This is a genomic window from Komagataeibacter sp. NFXK3, from assembly GCF_054182245.1.
Genome location: NZ_JAPIVJ010000001.1, coordinates 296337 through 317163, shown reverse-complemented (window position 1 = coordinate 317163; position 20827 = coordinate 296337). Strand labels below are relative to the sequence as shown.

General features: G+C 63.7%; 19 protein-coding genes and 1 tRNA gene. 7 read left to right on the top strand and 13 right to left on the bottom strand.

Annotated elements, in window-relative coordinates; translation table 11 throughout:
* The first annotated feature begins 6 nt into the window (after positions 1-6).
* On the top strand, positions 7-678 hold the full coding sequence (locus OQZ28_RS01545; RefSeq protein WP_458134950.1) for a histidine phosphatase family protein: 672 nt from the start codon (positions 7-9) through the stop codon (positions 676-678).
* A 146-nt stretch (positions 679-824) separates the two neighbouring features.
* On the opposite strand, the gene tldD is transcribed toward OQZ28_RS01545, so the two are convergent.
* Positions 825-2285, bottom strand: coding sequence for a metalloprotease TldD (gene tldD, locus OQZ28_RS01540; RefSeq protein WP_458134949.1), 1461 nt, complete (start codon positions 2283-2285; stop codon positions 825-827).
* Between the two features lie 743 nt (positions 2286-3028).
* Between tldD and treF the strand changes: the two genes are divergently transcribed.
* The gene (treF, locus tag OQZ28_RS01535; RefSeq protein ID WP_458135018.1) at positions 3029-5191 is read left to right on the top strand and encodes an alpha,alpha-trehalase TreF; all 2163 of its coding nucleotides are present in this window, start codon (positions 3029-3031) and stop codon (positions 5189-5191) included.
* Positions 5192-5385: 194 nt separating this feature from the next.
* Here treF and OQZ28_RS01530 read toward each other — a convergent pair.
* From OQZ28_RS01530 to OQZ28_RS01520, 3 genes are all read right to left on the bottom strand, one after another.
* Positions 5386-5462, bottom strand: a tRNA-Pro gene (locus OQZ28_RS01530).
* Between the two features lie 56 nt (positions 5463-5518).
* Positions 5519-6103: an LOG family protein gene (locus OQZ28_RS01525; RefSeq protein ID WP_458134948.1), complete on the bottom strand. Its 585-nt coding sequence runs from the start codon at positions 6101-6103 to the stop codon at positions 5519-5521.
* A gap of 46 nt (positions 6104-6149) precedes the next feature.
* Positions 6150-7343, bottom strand: a complete 1194-nt coding sequence (locus OQZ28_RS01520) for an MFS transporter (protein ID WP_458134947.1) — start codon at positions 7341-7343, stop codon at positions 6150-6152.
* Positions 7344-7555: 212 nt separating this feature from the next.
* On the opposite strand from OQZ28_RS01520, the gene OQZ28_RS01515 reads away from it, so the two are divergent.
* Entirely contained in the window at positions 7556-8131 is a 576-nt protein-coding gene (locus OQZ28_RS01515) for an NUDIX domain-containing protein (RefSeq protein WP_130730781.1), read from the top strand.
* A gap of 121 nt (positions 8132-8252) precedes the next feature.
* On the opposite strand, the gene OQZ28_RS01510 is transcribed toward OQZ28_RS01515, so the two are convergent.
* On the bottom strand, positions 8253-9005 hold the full coding sequence (locus OQZ28_RS01510; RefSeq protein WP_130730780.1) for a methylenetetrahydrofolate reductase: 753 nt from the start codon (positions 9003-9005) through the stop codon (positions 8253-8255).
* The gene (folD, locus tag OQZ28_RS01505) at positions 9002-9919 is read right to left on the bottom strand and encodes a bifunctional methylenetetrahydrofolate dehydrogenase/methenyltetrahydrofolate cyclohydrolase FolD (RefSeq protein WP_165399112.1); all 918 of its coding nucleotides are present in this window, start codon (positions 9917-9919) and stop codon (positions 9002-9004) included. The genes OQZ28_RS01510 and folD overlap by 4 nt, the downstream gene beginning before the upstream one ends.
* 228 nt (positions 9920-10147) lie before the next feature.
* Between folD and OQZ28_RS01500 the strand changes: the two genes are divergently transcribed.
* Complete coding sequence (locus OQZ28_RS01500; RefSeq protein ID WP_458134946.1) at positions 10148-11647, top strand: FAD-dependent monooxygenase; 1500 nt, start codon at positions 10148-10150, stop codon at positions 11645-11647.
* Positions 11648-11839: 192 nt separating this feature from the next.
* Here OQZ28_RS01500 and OQZ28_RS01495 read toward each other — a convergent pair whose 3' ends face one another.
* The 3 genes from OQZ28_RS01495 to OQZ28_RS01485 form a co-directional block, all read right to left on the bottom strand.
* Complete coding sequence (locus OQZ28_RS01495) at positions 11840-12640, bottom strand: putative phage abortive infection protein (protein ID WP_458134945.1); 801 nt, start codon at positions 12638-12640, stop codon at positions 11840-11842.
* 282 nt (positions 12641-12922) lie between these two features.
* Positions 12923-14497: a Do family serine endopeptidase gene (locus OQZ28_RS01490; RefSeq protein WP_458134944.1), complete on the bottom strand. Its 1575-nt coding sequence runs from the start codon at positions 14495-14497 to the stop codon at positions 12923-12925.
* 122 nt (positions 14498-14619) lie between these two features.
* Entirely contained in the window at positions 14620-15081 is a 462-nt protein-coding gene (locus OQZ28_RS01485) for a nucleoside deaminase (RefSeq protein WP_458134943.1), read from the bottom strand.
* Positions 15082-15288: 207 nt separating this feature from the next.
* Here OQZ28_RS01485 and OQZ28_RS01480 point away from each other — a divergent pair, with 207 nt between their 5' ends.
* Complete coding sequence (locus OQZ28_RS01480; protein WP_458134942.1) at positions 15289-15411, top strand: hypothetical protein; 123 nt, start codon at positions 15289-15291, stop codon at positions 15409-15411.
* A gap of 462 nt (positions 15412-15873) precedes the next feature.
* Here OQZ28_RS01480 and OQZ28_RS01475 read toward each other — a convergent pair whose 3' ends face one another.
* From OQZ28_RS01475 to OQZ28_RS01460, 4 genes are all read right to left on the bottom strand, one after another.
* Complete coding sequence (locus OQZ28_RS01475; protein WP_458134941.1) at positions 15874-16620, bottom strand: pyridoxine 5'-phosphate synthase; 747 nt, start codon at positions 16618-16620, stop codon at positions 15874-15876.
* On the bottom strand, positions 16617-17606 hold the full coding sequence (gene pdxA, locus OQZ28_RS01470) for a 4-hydroxythreonine-4-phosphate dehydrogenase PdxA (RefSeq protein WP_458134940.1): 990 nt from the start codon (positions 17604-17606) through the stop codon (positions 16617-16619). The genes OQZ28_RS01475 and pdxA overlap by 4 nt, the downstream gene beginning before the upstream one ends.
* Positions 17599-19005, bottom strand: a complete 1407-nt coding sequence (locus OQZ28_RS01465; RefSeq protein WP_458134939.1) for a dipeptidase — start codon at positions 19003-19005, stop codon at positions 17599-17601. The genes pdxA and OQZ28_RS01465 overlap by 8 nt, the downstream gene beginning before the upstream one ends.
* A 173-nt stretch (positions 19006-19178) precedes the next feature.
* The gene (locus OQZ28_RS01460) at positions 19179-19466 is read right to left on the bottom strand and encodes a hypothetical protein (protein ID WP_130730772.1); all 288 of its coding nucleotides are present in this window, start codon (positions 19464-19466) and stop codon (positions 19179-19181) included.
* 121 nt (positions 19467-19587) lie between these two features.
* Between OQZ28_RS01460 and OQZ28_RS01455 the strand changes: the two genes are divergently transcribed.
* Positions 19588-20004, top strand: coding sequence for a LapA family protein (locus tag OQZ28_RS01455; protein WP_458134938.1), 417 nt, complete (start codon positions 19588-19590; stop codon positions 20002-20004).
* Between the two features lie 43 nt (positions 20005-20047).
* Positions 20048-20767 (top strand): orotidine-5'-phosphate decarboxylase, encoded by a 720-nt coding sequence (pyrF, locus tag OQZ28_RS01450; RefSeq protein WP_458134937.1) that lies wholly within the window; start codon positions 20048-20050, stop codon positions 20765-20767.
* Positions 20768-20827: the final 60 nt, after the last annotated feature.

Sequence of the window (20827 nt, the reverse complement as noted above, 5' to 3'; positions counted from 1 at the left end):
TCCGGTGTGACGATACAGACCAACCACGGCAATTTTCTTGATACCCCGCAGCTGGAAAAGGGGGTGACCCGCTTCTGGCTGATCCGCCACGCCCTGGTGGAACAGAATGCCCGCATGCGGCTGTATGGGGCGATGGATGTGCCGCTCTGCCCCGACAGCCTCGTGGCGCAGCGCGAAATGTATGAAACGCTGGCCCGCCGCCTGCCAAAACCCGCCTTGTGGTTTACCTCGCCGCTGTCACGCACCCAGCATACCGCGCGCGCCATCCAGAAGGCCGGGTATGGCCCGCATGAATGGTGCGTGGAGCCTGACCTGACCGAACAGTCGATGGGCGAGTGGCATGGCATTACGCATGATACGCTGCCTGACAAGCTGAGCCTGCCCGCTCATCCGTTCTGGTCAGTGGGTGCAACCGAGCTGCCGCCGCAGGGTGAAAGCATGGTGCAGGTATGCTCGCGCGTGGGGGCCTGCCTTGACCGCCTCGCTGCCGAGCATGAGGGGCAGGACATGGTGGTGGTCAGCCACGGGGGCGCCATTCGCGCGGCCCTGGCCCATGCCCTGCGGGTTCACCCCGAAACGGCGCTGCATTTCTCCATCCAGAACCTGGCGCTGAGCGTGGTCGAGCGCCTGCCTGAGGGGTGGCGCATCGTGACCGTAAACGACCTGCCCTTGCCCTGAACAACAGGGGTCATGAATCAATAGGTCATGCCCCTACCGTGTGGGGCCAGGAGCATACAGGCGTTAAGGGCACGATCATTTACTGCCAGGTTGACGTGTGCGGGGTCGGGAGCATGCCGGCGGCATGATCCCCAGTCCGCCCATCATCAGCCCCCCGTGCCACCCACGGTCAGGCCCGTCATTTTAAGGGTTGGCTGGCCCACGCCCACCGGCACCCCCTGGCCTGCCTTGCCGCAGGTGCCAATGCCGGGGTCAAGGGCGGGTTCGCCGCCAATCATGGTCACCTTGGTCATGGCGTCCGCGCCATTGCCGATCAGGGTGGCGCCGCGCACGGGGGATGTGATCCTGCCATTCTCGATCATGTAGGCCTCGGATGCGGCAAACACGAACTTGCCCGAGGTGATGTCCACCTGGCCGCCGCCAAAATTGACGGCATACAGGCCGCGCTTCGTGCTGCGGATCATGTCCTCGGTCGTGGCATCGCCACCGAGCATGATGGTGTTGGTCATGCGCGGCATGGGTGCATGGGCGTAAGACTGGCGGCGGCCATTGCCGGTGGGGGCAACCCCCATCAGGCGGGCATTGAGGCGGTCCTGCAGGTAGCCGGTCAGGATGCCATCCTCGATCATGACCGTGCGGCCGGTCGGCGTGCCTTCATCATCAATGGTCAGGCTGCCCCGACGTTCGGGAATGGTGCCATCATCCACCACGGTCACGCCAGGGGCCGCCACGCGCTGGCCCATCAGCCCGGCGAAGGCCGACGTGCCCTTGCGGTTGAAATCGCCCTCAAGCCCGTGGCCCACGGCCTCGTGCAGCAGGATGCCGGGCCAGCCCGCGCCCAGCACCACCTCCATCTCGCCCGCGGGTGCAGGGCGGGCATCAAGGTTGACCAGCGCCATGCGCAGCGCCTCGTCCACCGCGTTCTTCCACACTTCGGGGGCAAGCAGGCGGCTGTAGGCATAACGGCCGCCCAGCCCGTGGCCGCCGCTTTCGCGCCGCCCGTCCTGCTCAACCACCACCGACACGTTCAGCCGCACCAGCGGGCGGATATCGGCCATGCGCTGCCCGTCGGGCCGCAGGATCTGGATGGCCTGCCACTCCGCCGAGATCGAGGCCATCACCTGCACCACGCGCGGGTCACGCGCGCGGGCATAGGCATCAAGCTCCGACAGCATGGCCGCGCGCGTGGCGAATTCGCCCTCCGCCAGCGGGTTGATGTCGGGGTAGAGGCGGTGATTGGTTGAACGGGGGCCTGCAGCCAGCATGCCCGAACGGCCCGCGCGCACCTGGCTTACGGTCTCGGCGGCGCGGCGGATCGCGCTTTCGCTGATCTCGTCGGAATGGGCGAAGCCGGTTTCCGTCTCCAGCACGGCACGCAGGCCGAAGCCTGATGACGTATCGAAGGTTGCGGAGCGGATCACGCCCTCATCAAGCGAAATGCCCTCGCTTTCACGATATTCCAGGAAAAGCTCGCCATCATCCATCCCCTCGAGCGCCTGCTGCACAAGGCGCTCGGCATCGGGGCGGCCAAGGCGGGCACCGGCGCGTTCAAAGAACAGGGCATCGGTTGTGGCCAGCGGGGTGAGACCCTGAAGGGATGAGGGCATGAAAGGACGACTCCGGTTTGGCGGAACAGGAAAAACACGAACGCTCAGGCCGCGCAGGCCGGGAGGGCACATAGCATAGCCGGATTTGTACCCTATGGAAAAGCAGGGACATGTTCATGACAGCCACCATGCCTGAAAATGAACTTCCCTTCATCTGCATGGTTTCCCTTTGTGGTAGGCAGGCAAGGCAGGGCATGGTGCACGGATCATATTTATCTTTTTATTATCTGGAGAATTGGCGTCTCGTGAAAGTTTTACTCCTGTGCGGTTCAAACCTGTCCCGGTCCGCGCCCCGTCAGGCCGGGCTCGTGCTGGCCAGCCTTCTTTACGCGGGTGCGCCCGCCGTGGCCCAGACAGCGCCTGAGTCCACACAGGCCACGCCTGGCGCCCAGACCCCCGCTGCCATCCCGTCCGCGCCCACCGGCACGGAACGGACAGCAGCGGCACCGTCAGCCCCTGCCGCCGCTGCAAGCCCGGACGCAGCAGCGGAGCAGACCTATTCGGTGCCAACGCCCGAACCGCTTTCGGGGAGCGGAAGCATGCCACCTGCACCAGCCGCCACCACGCCATCCGTAAGCCCCACGCCGCCGCAGGCCACGCCGGGTACTGCCACGCCCCCCGTGCCCACACCCGCCGCACCGCAGGCGGGCGCTCCCCCGGCCAGCCCGCCCACGGCCACGCCGGGCACGGGCAGCGCCGACCATGCCGATGCCACCCCGCCGGGCACCCAGCCCGGGCAGACCATGCACAAGGATGGCCCGGCATCGAGCGGCAGCAGCCCGGTCCCGCCCGCCGATGCCCTGCTGTCCGATGCCGCAGCGCCTGCGGCCCTGGCACAGGACCTGCGCCCGCCCTCGATCGCGCTTGACGGCCTGTTCCAGGCCATTGGCGAGGCGCATATCTACACCGATGCCAAGACCGCGGCCGACGCCATACCCGATGAAGCGCCCGCCGACCTCATGGCGCAGTACAACCTGGCCCGCCAGCGCCCCGATTTCTCGCTCAAGGATTTTGTGGCCCAGCACTTCACCCTGCCCGAGCGCAAGACCGTCTCCTACCAGCGCACGCCTGATGAAAACGTGCGCGACTACATCGTGGGCATGTGGGAAGTGCTCAGCCGCCCGCCTGATACGCAGGTAGCCTATTCCTCGCAGCTGCCCCTGCCTTTCACCTATGTGGTGCCCGGTGGCCGTTTCAGTGAACTGTATTACTGGGACAGCTACTTCACCATGATCGGCCTGTATGAAAACCAGAAGATCGACCTCATGCGCGACATGGTGCGCGACATGGCCTCGATGATCGACCGGTACGGCCATATCCCCAACGGCAGCCGCACCTATTACCTCAGCCGCTCGCAGGCGCCGTTCTTCTCGCTGATGGTCGACCTGCTGGCCATGCATGACGGGCAGGTGGCCTACACCACCTTCCTGCCCGAACTGCAGGCGGAATATGACTACTGGATGGACGGGCAGGATTCGGTCGCCCCCGGCGGCGCCTACCGCCACGTGGTGCGCCTGCCCGATGGCACGATCATGAACCGCCACTGGGATGACCGCGACACCCCGCGTGATGAAAGCTACCCGCAGGACATCGCCACGGCTGCCGAGTCCGGTCGCCCGAAGAACGAGGTGTACCGCGACCTGCGCGCAGGCTCCGAGACGGGGTGGGACTTCAGCTCGCGCTGGCTGGCGGACGGGCATACGCTCTCCACCATCCACACCACGGAACTGCTGACCGTGGAGCTCAACTTCCTCATCCCGCACCTGCAGCAGACACTGGCCCACGCCTATGACCTGAAGGGCGACAAGGAGGAAGCGGCCCGTTACGCGCACCTGGCCGAAGAGCGCATCAGTGCCGCACAGCGCATCCTGTGGGATGAGCGGCGCGCGGCCTATATCGATTATGACTGGAAAAAGGGCGAGTCGACCTCCATCCTGTCAGGTGCCACCGTCGTGCCGCTGTTTTTGCAGATGGCAACGCCCGAGCAGGCCAAGGCCGTATCGGAAACCGTGCGCAAGAACCTGCTCAAGGTTGGCGGCCTGATCGCCACCGAGCGCACCAATAGCGGCCAGCAGTGGGATGCCCCCAATGGCTGGGCCCCGTTGCAGTGGATGGCGGTCAAGGGCTTCAACCAGTATGGCTATGACCAGCTTGCCAGCGACATCGCGGCCCGCTGGATGGGCCGCGTGATCGGCACCTACGAGAAATCGGGCGTGCTTCTGGAAAAATATGACGTGGTCAATCCCTATATCAGCCCCAAGGGCGGCAAGGGTGGTGGCGAATACCCGATGCAGATCGGCTTTGGCTGGACCAACGGCACGCTGCTTGGCCTGATGAACCGCTACCCGCAGAACACCCGCGTGGTGCTTGACCGCAACCCGGCGGCGGATCAGCCCTCGCCCCAGCCCCTGCCGCCCATGAACGCCTATGGCGTGCAGAGTGACGCCGATGCGCTGAACCGCTACACCCAGCCCACCGTTACCCTGACCCCGCGCCCGGTGGCTCCCACCCCCACGCTGCCACAGGTTTCGAGCGTGGGTGCCAGCGCGCCGACCGCAGCCACCGAAGTGCCGCCTGCCCCAGCGCCCGCGCAGGCGGCGGCACCAGCCACGCCGCCTGCCGAAGCACCCGCGCCAAGCGCCACCCCGGCGGAAATCGCGACACCTACGGCCCCGGCTGCACAGCCTGCCGCAAGCGCGCCCGCAACGCCTGCGGTGCCGGATACGACCAGCGCTTCCACTCCTGCGGCCAGCCCGCCCGCGCCGTCCACGGCGCCTGAACCCACTACGCCGCCCGCAGCCCAGCCAGCACCGGCTAATGCGCCTGCCAGCGATGCGACAGCCCCAGCCAGCCAGCAGGCAGCCCCCGCAAGCCCGGCCACGCCGCCACAACCGGCCCAGCCGTAAAAAACACAGGGGGAGACCTGCAGGTCTCCCCCTTTTTTAATGGAAGCCACAAAGACGTTTCTGGTGAAGCTTTTTTTCCGAAAAGCTTCGAAAAGAACGCCGCCTTTTTGAAAAAAGGCGGCACCCCAAAACTTCTGTCATTCAGGCAGATACGAAAACAGGCCGACCGCCCAAGGGCAATCGGCCTGCAAATCTGGTCGGAGTGAGAGGATTCGAACCTCCGGCCCCTGCGTCCCGAATACAGTGCTCTACCAGGCTGAGCTACACTCCGTTGCACGCGGCTATACTAGCCTGCTCCCTTTTGCGCAAGGGGATAGATGAAAAGTTTTACAGCGTTGCCACCGCATCGCGCGCGCCGGAGGGTGCCGGAAGGGTTGCAAGGACGGCCATGAGGGTGGCCACATCCGGCACCACCGCAAACAGGTCACGTGCGCTGGGGGAGGCGAATCCATCCTCGATACAGGCATCGATCATGGCCAGCAGCGGGTCGGCCCAGCCTGCGATGTTGACGATATAGATCGGCTTGTCATGCTGGCGCAGCTGCCGCCATGTCATGATCTCGATCGTCTCGTCAAACGTGCCCAGGCCGCCGGGCATGACCACAAAGGCATCCGAGCAGGCAAACATGCGCGCCTTGCGGTCATGCATGCTGTCGGTCACGGTCAGGTCGGTCACACCTTCATGCATGATCTCGCGTGAATGCAGGAAGCGCGGGATCACGCCCGTCACGGTGCCCCCTGCCGCCAGCGTGGCATCGGCCACCGTGCCCATGAGGCCGACATGCCCGCCCCCATAGACCAGCCGCAGCCCCGCATGCCCCAGCGCCGTGCCCAGCGCGCGCGACTGGGCTGCATATTCCGGCCTTGAGCCGAAACGTGATCCACAAAAAACCGCTACAGATGAAATCTGCATCTATCCAGCTCAGCTCCCGCAAGGTTGGTCATGCGCCACGCACCCTTCAGCGCGGCAGGAATTTCAATGCCATGGTGACACCCACGCCTGCCAGCGTAAACAGGGCCGAGACCAGAAACAGCGCCCCGTAGCCCATTGTCTGGATCACCAGCCCCAGCAGCGGGCCGGACAGCCCCACGGCAATATCGAGAAATACGGAAAAAGCGCCCAGCGCCGCCCCCCGGTTCTCCGCCCCCACGCGGCCCACGGCCAGCACCCCCATGGCGGGAAACACCAGCGAGAACCCGGCCCCGGTCAGTGCCGCCCCAAGGGCTGCGCCTTCCACGCTCGAGCACTGCCACAGCACGCCCAGGCCCAGCGTTTCCACCAGCAGGGAGATGAGGGTGACCTGTAACCCGCCCCGGCGGTCGATCTGGCGGGCGAACAAAAAGCGCATCATCACGAAGGTCAGGCCAAAACCGGCCAGCGCCACGGCGGCGCCATTCCAGTTGTTATGGGCATAGAACAGCGCCAGGCAGGCGGAAATGGTGCCAAATCCCACCGACCCGCAGGCCAGCACCATGCCATGGGGCAGCACGCGCATGAACACCTGCCCGAAGGGCATGGGCGGCGCCTTGGCAGGCACGGGCGGCACTGGCGCATACTGGCGCGCCAGCACGAAACCGAACAGCGTCAGCCCCGCCGAGAGCGCGCCCACCAGCGTCAGCCCCCCATAGGGCATGGGCAGGCCGGACAGGATCTGCCCGATCGGCGCACCAAGGGCGATGCCGCCATAAGAGGTCACGCCATTCCACGAGATCACCTGCGCGGTACGTCCTGCGCCCACGCGGCCGATATTCCACATGATGGCGCCCGTCGCCGTCCAGCTTTCGCCAATGCCCAGCAGCACGCGGCTCAGGATCAGCAGCCCCACCGACAGGGCCGCAAAATGCAGCAGCACGCCCGAGGCCAGCAGCATCAGCCCCGAGAGCGTGCACATGGCCAGCCCCACGATGACCGTGGGCTTGGCGCCGCGCCGGTCGGCCTGGCGCCCCGCGCCCGCGCGCGAGGCGAAGGTTGAGAGATACTGCACCGAGACCGCCATCCCCGCCAGCACGGTATTGTAGCCCAGCACCTGGTGCACAAAAACCGGAATAACCGCCATCGGCAGGCCGATATCGATGTAACACAGCAGATTGAACAGCACGACGGGCAGTATCCGCCGTGTCGGTGACGCCGATGATGCCTGCGGCCCGGTCATGATATGCCTGCACTCCCCATAGAAAACGAACGCGCCGCACCAGCGCGCATGACAACCCTGATTTTTCGCGCCGCAAAAGAGCTTGGGCACAACGCCGGATACGGCTTATGGAAAAAACTGAAAAAACCAACCCGCAACCATTCGTTCCCGCACCACAGCCCCGTGCAGGATGCATGGACATGCCTCAACAGGCCACGAAGGAGACAGGTTTCATGACGCAACGCCCCACCCCCGATGCAGGCGGCTACACCACGCTTTCCACCCGCACGGCCTACGAAAACCCCTGGACCCGCGTGCGCGAGGACATCATCCTGCGCCCCAATGGCCGCGAGGGGCTGTATGGCGTGGTGGAGCGCGGTGATTTTGTCGTGATCCTGCCCTTGTGGGAAAGCCCCGAGGGTCCCCGCGTCACCCTGATCCGCCAATACCGCTATCCCATACAAAAGCGGATGTGGGAACTGCCCATGGGCATGTGGGAAAACCGCCCCGACGCAACACCCGATGAGGTGGCGCGTGGCGAACTGCGCGAGGAAACCGGCCTCATGGCCGCCGAGATGCGCGATGCGGGGCTGCTGTATCAGGGCGCTGGCTACACCACCCAGAAGGGCCGCGCCTTCCTGGCCACCGGGCTGACGCAGGGCAGCCACCAGCGCGAGGAGACGGAGGAGGACATTACCTGCCACACCGTTCCCCTGTCCGAGATGGAGGCGATGATCCTGGACGGGCGGATCACCTGCATGGTCACGATTGCGGCATTTGGCCTGATCCGGGCGCGTGGCTGGATCTGAACACCTGGGTAGCGTGAACCCTGAAAAAGTTTTTGGGTGCCGCCTTTTTTCCAAGAAGGCGGCGTTCTTCGGAGCTTTTTGAAAAAAGCTTCACCAAGAACTTTTTCCTTTTATCAATATTCTAGTCTGAAACGCCCTGATCACGCCGCAGCGGCGTCAGGTAGCGCTCAAGGTTGACGCGCAGCGGCATGAGGTAGGTGTTGCCGCCCGCGCGGGCCACGACCTCCATCATCTGCCGGGCAAAGGTGATATTGGCCTCGAATGTTGGCTCAAACCCGTGGGGGAAGATGACGTGGTTCGTCGTCTCCCAATATGAGCGCGATTTTGGCCCCACCACGGGCGAGATGCCCCAGAACACGTTTTCCCCATGCAGCCAGTTCATGCACAGATCCAGCATGGGCAGGTCGAATATGGGCTGGGTGAAGAAGCCGATGGCACCGGCTTCCTTCTTGCGCGCGATGGCTTCCATTTCCAGATACGGTGCGCGGCGATACGGGTCGAACGCGGCATAGACATCCAGATGCGGCGCCTCGCGGCGATAACGCGCGATCACGCTCTCGCTGCTGTTGGGATAGGTGCGGTGGCGCAGGTCCGATGGCGGGTCGCCCTTGACCACCAGCACCTCGCGCAGGCCCGGATCATCCGCGCCCGGCAGGGGCGCGTCAGGCGCAATGTCAATGGCGCGGATATGCGGCACCACGCGCGCGAAAACCGGGCGCACCAGCCGCGCCGCCTCCCAGCTGCGCAGCGGAAAGCGCAGCAGGTCGGGGATATTGATCATCCCCGCATCGGGGAACAGCCGGGCGACTTCATTGGCGTCACGCAGCAGGGTTTCCGCATCCCGCGGGATCAGTTCAACGGAGGTCAGGGTCATGAGCGTGCCTGCCCCGTCACGATCTGGCGGGCCGCATCAAGGGTGTTGCGCAGCAGGCAGGCAATGGTCATTGGCCCCACGCCGCCGGGCACGGGCGTAATCAGGCCCGCGCGCTCAACGGCCTCGTCAAACTTCACGTCGCCCACCAGCCGCGTCTTGCCCGAAGGCAGCGTAACGCGCGAAATGCCGACATCGATCACCGTGGCACCCGGCTTGATCCAGTCGCCGCGCACCAGTTCGCGCACGCCGGTCGCCACCACCACGATATCGGCCTGACGGGCCAGGGCCGCCGTATCGCGCGTGTCGACATGCGCCACGGTAACGGTGCAGCCCTCCTGCAGCAGCAGTTCGGCCATGGGGCGGCCAACGAGGTTCGAGGCCCCGATCACCAGCGCATCCTTGCCACGCATGTCGCCCACGTAATGGCGCAGCAGCAGCAGGCAGCCCAGCGGCGTGCACGGCACGATGCCCGGCAGCCCCAGCGCCAGCCGGCCGGCATTGACCACGCCCAGCCCGTCCACGTCCTTTTCGGGCGCGATGGCGTTGGTCACGGCCACGGGGTCGAGCCCCGCAGGCAGGGGCAGCTGCACGAGGATGCCATGGATCTCGGGATCGACATTGAGCCGTGCGATCAGGCTGAGCAGTTCGTTCTGCGCGGTGGTGGCGGGCAGCATGTGCATGAACGAACGCATGCCCGCGCGGTGGGTCTGGAGCGCCTTGTTGCGCACATAGACCTCGCTTGCGGGGTCATTGCCCACCAGCACCACGGCGAGGCCGGGGGTGACGTGGTGCTTTTCATAAAAGGCGCTGACATCGGCTGCGATATCCTGAGTGAGGCGGGCGGCGAAACCCTTGCCATCAATCAGGCGCGCGCGAGACGACCCCTGGGCATCGGATAGTGCTGGACCGGTCATCATCCCCTCCGGAAACGAACATGCAATGCGTGCAGATACGGCAAGAAACCCTGCCACGACAATCAGGGTGGGCCGTTTTTTTAAGGAAACGGGGGGAAAGTCGCCCCATTTCCGTGCCACAACCGCCTGCCTGCCCGGGAGCAGGCAGGAACAGTCCGGCTGCGTCCGGCGTTAACGTGGTGGCATCCGTTCATATGGCCTGACACGTCCTTTCCTTTGGATAAAACCATGTCGAAGCCCGTCCTTGTTAGCGGTGCGGGGCCTGTCGGCCTGATCATGGCCGCCGAACTGGCCCGCTACGGTACGCCTGTCAGGGTTATTGACAGGTTGCCGGCTCGCACCACCCAGTCCCGCGCCCTGGCCATCTGGCCCCGGACACTGGAACTGCTTGATGCAGCGGGCTGTGCCGATGCGTTTATGGCCACCGGGCTGCGTGCGGATGCCGTGAGCATTCATGTTGGCAACACGACACTGGCCCGGATCCCGTTCGGCACGATCGCCTCATCCTTCAATTACCTGCTGATGATTGCGCAATCGGAAACCGAGCGGTTACTGGAAGACCATCTCGGGACTTTTGGCCAGACTGTCGAACGCGGGACCGAACTGACCGACTTTACTGGCAGGGATGACGGTGTGTCCTGCACGCTCAGGCATGCGGGCGGCAGGATCGAGACCGTGGAAGCGGCGTGGCTCATCGGGTGCGATGGGGCGCATTCCCTTGTGCGCAGCACGCTGGGCCTGGCATTCGCGGGGGACACGCTGCCCATGGGTTTTGTCATTGCTGACGTGCACGTGGCGGGCCTTGCGATCCCGCCTGACGAACCGGCGATTTTCTGGCACCCCGACGGCGCTGTCATGTTCTTTCCAATATCGCGGGGCCATTACCGTATCATCGCTGATCTGGGGCCGGTTGCATTGCATAGGCCTGACCTTGCGGAAATGCAGGCACTTGTTGACCGGCGCGGACCGGGCGGGGTCATCCTGTCCGATCCGGTGTGGCTGTCGGATTTCGGGGTTAATGAACGCAGGGTCAGGGATTACCGCAGGGGCCGCGTGTTCCTGGCTGGCGATGCGGCCCATATCCATAGCCCTGCCGGTGGTCAGGGCATGAACATGGGCATGCAGGATGCCTTCAATCTTGCGTGGAAGCTGGCCCTGGTCGAGCGGCAGGACGCCAGCCCGCGCCTGCTGGACAGCTACAGTAGCGAACGCAGCGGTGTTGCGCGGCAGATCCTGTCGGATTCCAGCCGCATGACCAGAATTGTCCTGCTCAGAAGCCATCTGGCGCAGAGGGTGCGCAACTTCATTGTAAAGCAGGGCTTCCGCATTCCGGTGGTCCGGCGTGCCATTGCCAATCGGCTTTCCGGAATCCTGATCGGCTACCCGGACAGCCCCCTCAATATGGGTTCAGCCCGGGGGGTGCGTGGCCCCGGGCCGGGGCAGCGACTGGTTTCACGGCGATGTTCCGGACAGGGCAACATGCCGCCCCGCTTTGTGCTTGCGGCCAGGAACAGCGCTGCAGCGCGGGCCATGATCGCACGCCATCCAGCCCTGCTGATGCCCGAACCATGCCTGCCACCGGATGAAAACGGTATCTGGCTGATACGACCCGATGGCTATGTCGCTGCCACTGCGAAATGTGGGAACTGGGCGGTCATCGACATGGCCCTGAAGAATATGGCAGGCAGTCAAAACATCAGGGCTTATGATAAAATTGAAAGACATTGATGGTACCCGGTTATGAAACCGGGTGGGCGGTAGTCGCCCTCCTTGGCGACATTTAGAAGCCTTGTGCGAGCGTTGAGGAGCAGACATCGATTGAAACGGGAAAGGCGTTTTGACAACGCTTTAGACCCGATTACAAAGCGGACGAAATAAACAATCCTTAAAATAAAGATGTGGCAAATTTAGACTTTTCACTTAGCCTCGCCGGATAAAAGTTTCCGGAGGAAAAATTTCTTTTAGATTGTTCTTAAGGACTGAATTTCCCATATATCTGAGCAATCTAAAATATATAACTAATTGTTCTAGGTCGTTAGAGTATTTCGTAAGTGCATTAACCCCGAGAATGGCTACATCTGCTGATGTTAGCTGTCCACGTATTAAGTTCCCATAATTCCGCTTTTCCTCATCTGTCAGAAACTTGTCAGATCGAATTTTATCGAATGTGTAGTATACAACTCTGAAGAAAGCACCAACTCTACTCTCAAAGCGAGAATGGAAGCCTCTCGAGTATATTGTCGCGAGGCGTTCCTTAGGTAAGAATGCCCCGGCATGGGTAGCTCTGTAAGATAATATTTGATCTATTAAATACCTTTCAACTTGCCTTGTGGCATCTCTGCCATGATATTTATTTTTTGTTGCAGAATTCACGAAGATGATCTCATCCCTAGTTTCTCTTATTAAACGAATTTGTTCAAATATTGTAGACTCAAATCTCTGTTTGTGCAGATCAATTTTCTGGTTGGCGTTCGCGACATATTGCATTGATATTGTAAAGATAATTCCAACGAAACCTAACGCACTAATCAGTGCGTTTAGTGCTCCGTAAGTATCTCCCCACGTCCCGGTGGTTTGATAGTAGTCTTTTTTTAAAGATGTTCCTGTAATATATTTGAATATGCTATATTCGTTTTTACCCCACTCATACCAAGTAAAGGAGAATATAATTAATAAAACAAATGGAGCAGCATAGGCGGCGATATTCTTGTACTTATTCATCTTGTGTTTATTTTCTTCAAAATTTCCGATCTTATTGAATTTTATCAATTTGTGTATTTTTTTGCAAGCAATCAAAACCTAGGACGCGCGGCGTGAATATTGGCACAGGCTTTTCCTTAAAACTTGGGGGCGACAAATGTCCGTATCAGCGTATTCTTGCCAGAAAGTGGACATTCTGCTTCCCCAGCAAAACAGTCACAGCTCCATCCCCGCCCCCACACAAAAAAGGCCGGGACAGAACTGCCCCGGCCCTCATGCCAATCCGTTCAGTTCACCCGGATATTACTGATCGTCATCATCATCCGTCGCCGCATCGTTATCATCGGCATTGGGGCTGACCGCCACGAACACGCTCTGCCCGTTGCGCACCACGCGCAGCAGCACCGAGTGATTGGCCTGGAAAGCCTGCCTTATGGCCGAGACGGTGGCGCGCGGGTTTTCAACCGGCACTTCGCCCACCGCCTGAATGACGTCACCGGCATGGATACCGGCCTGCTCGGCGGGCGAGCCGGGCTGCACGTCGCTCACCACCACGCCGCGCACGCTTTCCTCCAGCCCGAGCTGCTGGCGCAGGTCAGGCGTAAGGGGCGCAAGGGTTACGCCGAGTTTTGGACCTTTGTCAGCATCATGCGTGCTGTCGCCCACCGTGCCATCGGCTGTGCTGCCCTTGCCCAGGCTTGAAATCAGCACGGTTGCCGTCTGCGGCTTGTTGTTGCGCAGGTAGGCAATCGACGCCTTGGTGCCCGGCGTAATGGAGGCCACATTGACCGCCAGCGTGTGGGGCGTATCGATGTTCTGGCCGTTGAGCTGGGTCACCACGTCACCGGCCTTGAGCCCCGCCTTTTCGGCCGGGCTGCCCACGCTCACACTGGCCACCAGCGCCCCGGTGGCCGGCGCACCCGTGGCCGAGGGCTTCATGCCCAGCGCGCTGGCCATCGACGGCGTGATTTCCTGCGCCGTCACCCCCAGGTAGCCGCGCGTGACATGGCCGGTCTTTTCAAGCTGCTCGACAATGTTCTTCACGGTATCGGACGGAATGGCGAAGCCAATGCCGATCGATCCGCCCGAGGGCGAGAGGATGGCGGTATTCACCCCCACCACCTTGCCATCCTGCGTGAACAGCGGGCCGCCAGAGTTGCCACGGTTGATGGGCGCATCCACCTGGATGAAGGAATCATACGGCCCATCGCCAATATCACGCCCGCGCGCGGAGACGATGCCCGCCGTCACCGTGCCGCCAAGGCCGTACGGGTTGCCCACGGCCACCACCCATTCGCCCGGCTCGACCTTGTCGGAATCACCAAGTTCGATAAAGCGCAGCTTGCCCGAGGGCGAGACCTTGAGCAGGGCGATATCGGTCTTTGAATCGCGGCCCACGATCTTGGCGGGCAGCGCCGTGCCATCATCAAGCGTGACCGTGACCTTGGTGGCGCCCTTGACCACATGGTTGTTGGTCACGACGTAGCCATCGGGCGAGATGACGAAGCCCGAGCCACGCGCCTCAACCGTGCGGTGCGCCTGCTGCGGCATCATCTGGAAAGGGAACGGGAACGGAAAGCCGCCCGGCATGCCGCCACCGCCGCCCATTTCCTCGCCCGTGTCAGCATCCTTGATGCGGGCCGTGATCGAGACCACCGCCGGTTTGACCTGCTTGACCAGATTGACGAAGTTGGGCAGCTGCTGGATCTGGGTATCGGGGTGGATGACCCCGGTTTCATCGGCCCGCGCCACAGGTGCGCAGGCCAGTCCCGCCCCGGCAACCGCGCTGGCCACCAGAGAGGCCAGCAACCGCGTGCGAAACCGGCGGGAGGAAAGGGTGTTCGACCGTACTACGTCTGACATGGCATCCCTGAGCATGGAGGTCCTGCTGAAATCTCGAAACAACGGGGCGGGACTGGCCGCCTGGGCATGACAGTCCCATTCCCTGCATTGTGCCGCAAGAGAGCCGACCCGTGTTATACCGTTGCATGACAAATAGGTTAGGCGCGCCTTTGGGCAAAAAAATCCCGTAGCAGCGCCCCGGCCTCGCGCTCGCGCACGCCGCCCACCGTTTCGGGCCGGTGCAGGCAGCGGGCTTGCGCAAACACCCGCGGGCCATGCTCCACGCCCCCGCCCTTAGGGTCATAGGCGCCAAACACAATCCGGCCGATACGGAAATGCACCGCCGCCGCCGCACACATGGGGCATGGCTCAAGCGTGACATAAAGCGTGCAGTCCGCCAGGCGCTGGCCGCCACGCAGGCGGGTCGCAGCGCGCATGACCTGCATTTCGGCATGGGCGGAGGGATCATGCCATTCCTCCACCCGGTTGCCCGCGCGCGCGAGCACCTGCCCCTGTGGCCCGGCAAGGACGGCCCCCACCGGCACCTCGCCACGCAGCGCCGCGGCCCGTGCCTCTGCCATCGCAATATCCATGAAATAAGCCGGGAGCGGACGTGTCATGCCCGCATGATACCCGGCCCCCCCGGCACGGGCCAGTCCCGCGCGGCGGCACAACTTTTCCGCGATGGGCGCAACCGCGTCCGGCCCTGGTGGTTAACCGTTTACGGGCCGGGCGTTACAGCCGCCCTGCCTCATGCAGACAGGCCGCGCGCGACCGGCCACACGGCGGATCGGCGCATGGTTATCCCACACGCGGAGGAAAGGGTCATGCACATGCTTTCGCTCATTCTGGCAACCGCCGCGATCGTGGCGGGCCTGGCCGCATCAAATGACCTGCACCCCGCTGCACGCCCGGCCGGGACCTGCCTGCTCACCTGTGCCCTGCCGTGACCCTCTGCGCTTACGCAGGCCGTGATGCCAAAGCCACCACGTACGCGGCCAGGAGCTGCATGATTCCTGTGGCATCGTCCGTGCCCCCTTATTGAGCCGCCCCGGCCGCTTTCACTGATGAGACAGGCCATTCTGGAAGCCTCTGATTTGGGGCACGATATTATCGCCTGATCCGTGGCGCATGATGGCTGCGACCCGCTGGCGGTATCAGAATGGCAGGAAATGGCGGCATATCCGCGTTGGGCAGAGGTTATGTTGATGGTCTGCCCAGCGTTTCATCCGTTGGGTAAAGAATTGCACCCGCGAGCGTCTACAGTTGGTTCAGGAACGACAGGCACCTGCGCTGGGCATGGCCTCTTTCGGTCGATGGCACGAACATGAGGGCCGACGGCCAGGCGGCCTTATCCTCATGGGCGAGGTCATGTTGAAGCGCCTGGCCGCCCCGTGCCAGGCCGGTTCTTCTCATCCACGCGCCGCAGCAATTACGGCCTTCATGTGCCTGATTACCGCAGGCAGTCCGTCAAAAATGGCCTGCCCGATCAGGAAATGCCCGATATTGAGTTCCATGACCTGCGGCAGGGCCGCGATGGGGGGCACGTTATCGTAAGTCAGGCCATGGCCCGCATGCACTTCCAGCCCGCAATGGGCGGCATGGGCCGCGCCCGTGGCCAGGCGGCCCAGTTCCGTTGCGCGTGCGGCGGCATCAGGCGCATCGGCATAGGCGCCGGTATGCAGTTCCACCACGGCGGCCCCCAGTTCTGCCGCAGCCTCGATCTGTGCGGCATCGGGATCAATGAACAGCGAGACACGGATGCCCGCCCCGTTCAGCCGCGCAATACGCGGGGCCAGCGTTCGGGCCTGCCCCAGCACGTCCAGCCCGCCCTCGGTCGTGACTTCCTGCCGCCGTTCGGGCACCAGGCAGCACGCATGGGGGCGCAGGCGGGTGGCGATGGTGGTCATCTCCTCGGTCGCCGCCATTTCCATGTTCAGCGGAATGGCCAGCTCCGCGCGCAGGCGCTCGAGGTCGGCATCGCGGATGTGGCGGCGGTCCTCGCGCAGGTGCGCGGTAATGCCATCAGCGCCCAATTTCTGGGCCAGCAGTGCGGCCCTGACCGGGTCGGGATGCGTGCCGCCGCGCGCGTTGCGCACGGTGGCGACGTGATCGATGTTCACGCCCAGCCTGATGGCGGCGGGAGAAGATGCGCTCATGACCTGTTCCTGTGTTCGGCCATCTGCATGGCCATGCGTAATGCCGCGACAAGGCTCGAGGGGTCTGCCGTGCCGTGGCCTGCAATATCGAAAGCGGTGCCGTGATCGGGCGATGTGCGGATGATGGGCAGCCCCAGCGTGGTGTTGACCCCCTGCGTCATGTCGATGGTTTTGAGCGGGATCAGCGCCTGATCGTGATACATGCACATCGCCACGTCATAGCGCGCGCGGGCGGGGGGCGTGAACATCGTATCCGGTGGCCACGGGCCGCTTACATCCATGCCGTGCGCGCGCAACGCCTCGATGGCGGGGATGATGATGGTCTGTTCTTCCGTGCCCATGGTGCCCCCTTCGCCTGCATGCGGGTTCAGCCCGGCCATGGCGATGCGCGGGCGGGCGATGCCAAAATCACGCATCAGGGCCGCATGGGTGGTGCGGGTGGCGGCGATGATGCCTTCAGTGGTGAGTTCATCAAGCGCGCGGCGCAGGCTGACATGGATGGTAACGGGCACCACGCGCAGTTTTGGGCAGGCGAGCATCATTACCTCGCGCCCCGGCACGTTGCACAGGGCGGCCAGGTATTCCGTATGGCCGGGATAGGCGAATCCCGCCTTCTTGAGCACGATCTTGCTGATGGGGTTGGTGACCACACCTGCCGCATGCCCGTGGCGGGCCAGTTCCACCGCGCGCGCGATGGAGGTGGTGATGGCACCCGCATTGCGGCTGTCTGGCTCTCCGGCCACGACGGGGGCCGCCAGCGTGACCGGCAGCACCGGCACGGCATCGGCAAACACGCCCGCGGCCTCGCCAATGCTGCCAATCTCGCGCACTTTCACGCCATGGCGGCCAATCAGCCCTGCATCGCCAATCACGGCAAAGGCCGTGGGGCCAGCCCGCATGGCCCGCCAGGCGCCTGCGGTAATTTCCGGCCCGATCCCGGCGGGGTCGCCCATGGTCAGGGCGAGGGGGGGCGTGGCCTCAGGCATCGGTCGTGGCCAGGGCGTGCAGGATGCGGATCCATGAGCGCATGCCCTTGTGGAAGGAGGTCAGGTCATATTTCTCGTTGGGCGAATGGGCGCGGTCATCGTCAAGGGCAAAACCCACCAGCAGGGCAGGCATGCCCAGCACGCGCTGCATGTCGGCGGCTACCGGGATCGAGCCGCCACAGCCGATGGTCACCGCAGGCGTGTTCCATTCCGCGCCCAGCGCGTCGAGGGCGGCTTTGAGGCCAAAGGCATCCTCAGGCAGGGCGCTGGCCACCGATCCGCCGCAGGGCGTAAACGTAACCGTGCAGTCATCCGGCACCATGTTGCGCACATGGCTGCAGAAGGCCTGGCGGATATGCACCGGGTCCTGCCCGGCGACGAGCCGGAACGAGACCTTGGCTACGGCCTCGCCGGGCAGCACGGTCTTGAAGCCCGCGCCGGCATAACCGCTGGCAATGCCATTGATCTCGAAGCTCGGGCGGCACCATGTCTGCTCGATGGCGGTGTAGCCTTTTTCACCCGCCGGGCATGAAAGCCCGACTTCACCCAGAAAGGTCGCGTCATCGGGCGCAATCTCGCGCCAGCGCGCGCGCAGTTCGGGCGTGGGGTCCTGCACGCCCGCATAGAAGCCGGGCAGCGTGACCCGGCCCGTGGCCTCATCACGGATGGAGGACAGCACCTGGCACAGCACCTCGGCGGGATTGCGTGCGGCATTGCCGTATATGCCGGAATGCAGGTCGCGCGTGGCGCAGCGCAGATGCACCTCCTCGCCCAGCATGCCGCGCAGCGTGGTGGTGATGGCGGGCACGCCGGGCAGCATGGCGGTATCGCAGATCAGGCCGACATCGGCGCGCAGTTCCTTGCGGTGCGTTTCCATGAAGGGCAGCAGGCTGGGGCCGCCGCATTCTTCCTCGCCCTCGATCAGCAGCGAGATGCGTACCGGCATCTGCCCGCCCGTTGCCCGGATGGCGCGGATGGCCTCGATAAAGGTCATGACCTGGCCTTTGTCATCCGAAGCCCCCCGGGCGACGATGCGCTTCGTGCCATTTTCCCCCGTGACCAGCCTGGGTTCGAACGGCCCGCTCTCCCACAGGTCCAGCGGGTCGACGGGCTGCACGTCGTAATGGCCATAGAACAGCACATGCGGGCCTGCGGGCGGCGTGCGGTCATGGGCTGTAAGAATGGGGTGGCCGGGGGTCTCGTGCAGGGTCACGTCAAAGCCGAGGCCATCGAGTTCATCACGCAGCCATTGCGCTGCGCGCCTGCAGTCATCGGCATGTTCGGGCTGGGTGGAAATGCTGGGAATGCGCAGGAAGGCAAAAAGCCGCTCAAGGGCCGCATCGAGCGTGCGGTCCGCCTGTTCCAGAACGGGAGAAAGGGGGGAGGCGGTCGCGGTCATGAAATCTCCGTTTGCTGCAATCGGCTTGTGGCCGGGCATGGGCCTGACCGCGCTTTATACCATACCCCACGGCGGGTGAGCGAAGGCGGGGGCAGGGAAAAAAGCTTCAGAAGAACGCCGCCTTTTTGAAAAAAGGCGACACCCAGAAACTTTTACTGTTTTTAATCAATTAATTAGTGGCATTGCCCATGCAGGAAGCCCAGCGCGGGCAGGGGGCGCCACGCACGGGGCAGGTCCGCGCGGCGATAGGGGCGGATGCTGTATTGCGGCACCGCCACCGCATTGCGCTCGAGAAAGGCGCGATAGGCCATGACCTGCTGGTTGCGCCACGCGCAATCGGCCTCGGCCGCGGCACGGGTGGCATAGATGCTGGCGATGCAGGTCTCGCGCCCGGTGCGGGCTTCCACCGCCCAGGATTCATCACGCCGCGCCGTGTTGCGAAAAACGACAACCTTGCCCATTGCCACGCTCCCTGCACCCTGTGTCCTGCAGGCAACCATGCCCGTGCCGCGCGATCAAGGCAGCGCCGCATGAATTGATTTTCTTGCAGGCTCTGGTTGTTGGGGGTAGGGAAACAGGATCATGATACGTCTTTTCATCACCCTGCCCGTGACCGTGGCACTGATCGTTTTCGCGGCCTGCAACCAGGCGCCGGTGGAACTGTCATGGCTGCAGTGGAAGTGGACGTCATCCCCCGGCGTGCTGGCGCTGCTGGTGGCTGCCCTGTTCTATGCCACCGGCTCGGCCAGTGTCTGGATCGTGGTGCTGCGCCAGATCCGCCGCGCCCGCCGCGCCGAGCTCGAACTGCGCACCCTGCGCGCCAGCCAGCCTGATGCCGATGCAACTGCCCGCCCGCCGGGCCTGACATCGGCCCCGGCCAATTCCCCCATGCTCAAGGCCTATGCCGCGGCCCAGCCGGTCGAGACGCAGCCCGAACCCGAGGTGGACCCGGCCCCTCAGACGGCCGCGCAGCTGCCCAGGCCGCCCGAGCATTCCTGATCCCGACCAACCCGCCATTTTATCTGCCTGAGGAGCGCCGCCAATGAGCCATGGACGGTCCACCCGCCTGATCGTTGCCCTTGACACCAAGGACACGGCGCAGGCCGTAAGCTGGCGCGAGCAGGTGGCGGGGCCTGCCAGCATGGTCAAGCTGGGGCTTGAGTTCACCTATGCCTGCGGGCTCGATGCGGTGCGCAAGGCGGCAGGCGAAAGCCCACTCTTTCTTGACCTCAAGCTGCACGACATTCCCAACACCGTGGCCTCCGCCATTGGCAGCCTTGCAGCCCTGCGGCCCGCCATGCTGACCATCCATGCCAGTGGTGGCCGCGCCATGATCGCCGCTGCCCGCAGGGCGGTTGACGAGACCTTTCCCGAAGGGGCCCGCCCGCTGCTGCTGGCCGTGACCGTGCTGACCAGCATGGATGAGGCCGCCCTGCACGAAACCGGGGTGCAGGGCAGTGTGGAGGCGCAGGTGCTGCGTCTCGGCGCGCTGGCCATGGAATCCGGGGCGGATGGGCTGGTCTGTTCCTCGCACGAGATCGCGCCGCTGCGGGCAGCGCTTGGTGATAAACCGGTGCTGGTGGTGCCCGGCATCCGCCCAGCAGGCAGCGCCTTGGGCGACCAGAAGCGGGTCATGACCCCGGCACAGGCCAGTGCCGCTGGCGCAGACTGGATCGTGGTGGGCCGCCCCATTACCCGGGCCGACAACCCCGCTGCTGCCGCCGCCGCGATTGCCGCCGAACTGCAAACAGCGCATTCCTGAAAAAAAGTTTTTGGTAAAGCTTTTTTCAAAAAGCTTTGAAAGAATACCGCCTTTTTTGAA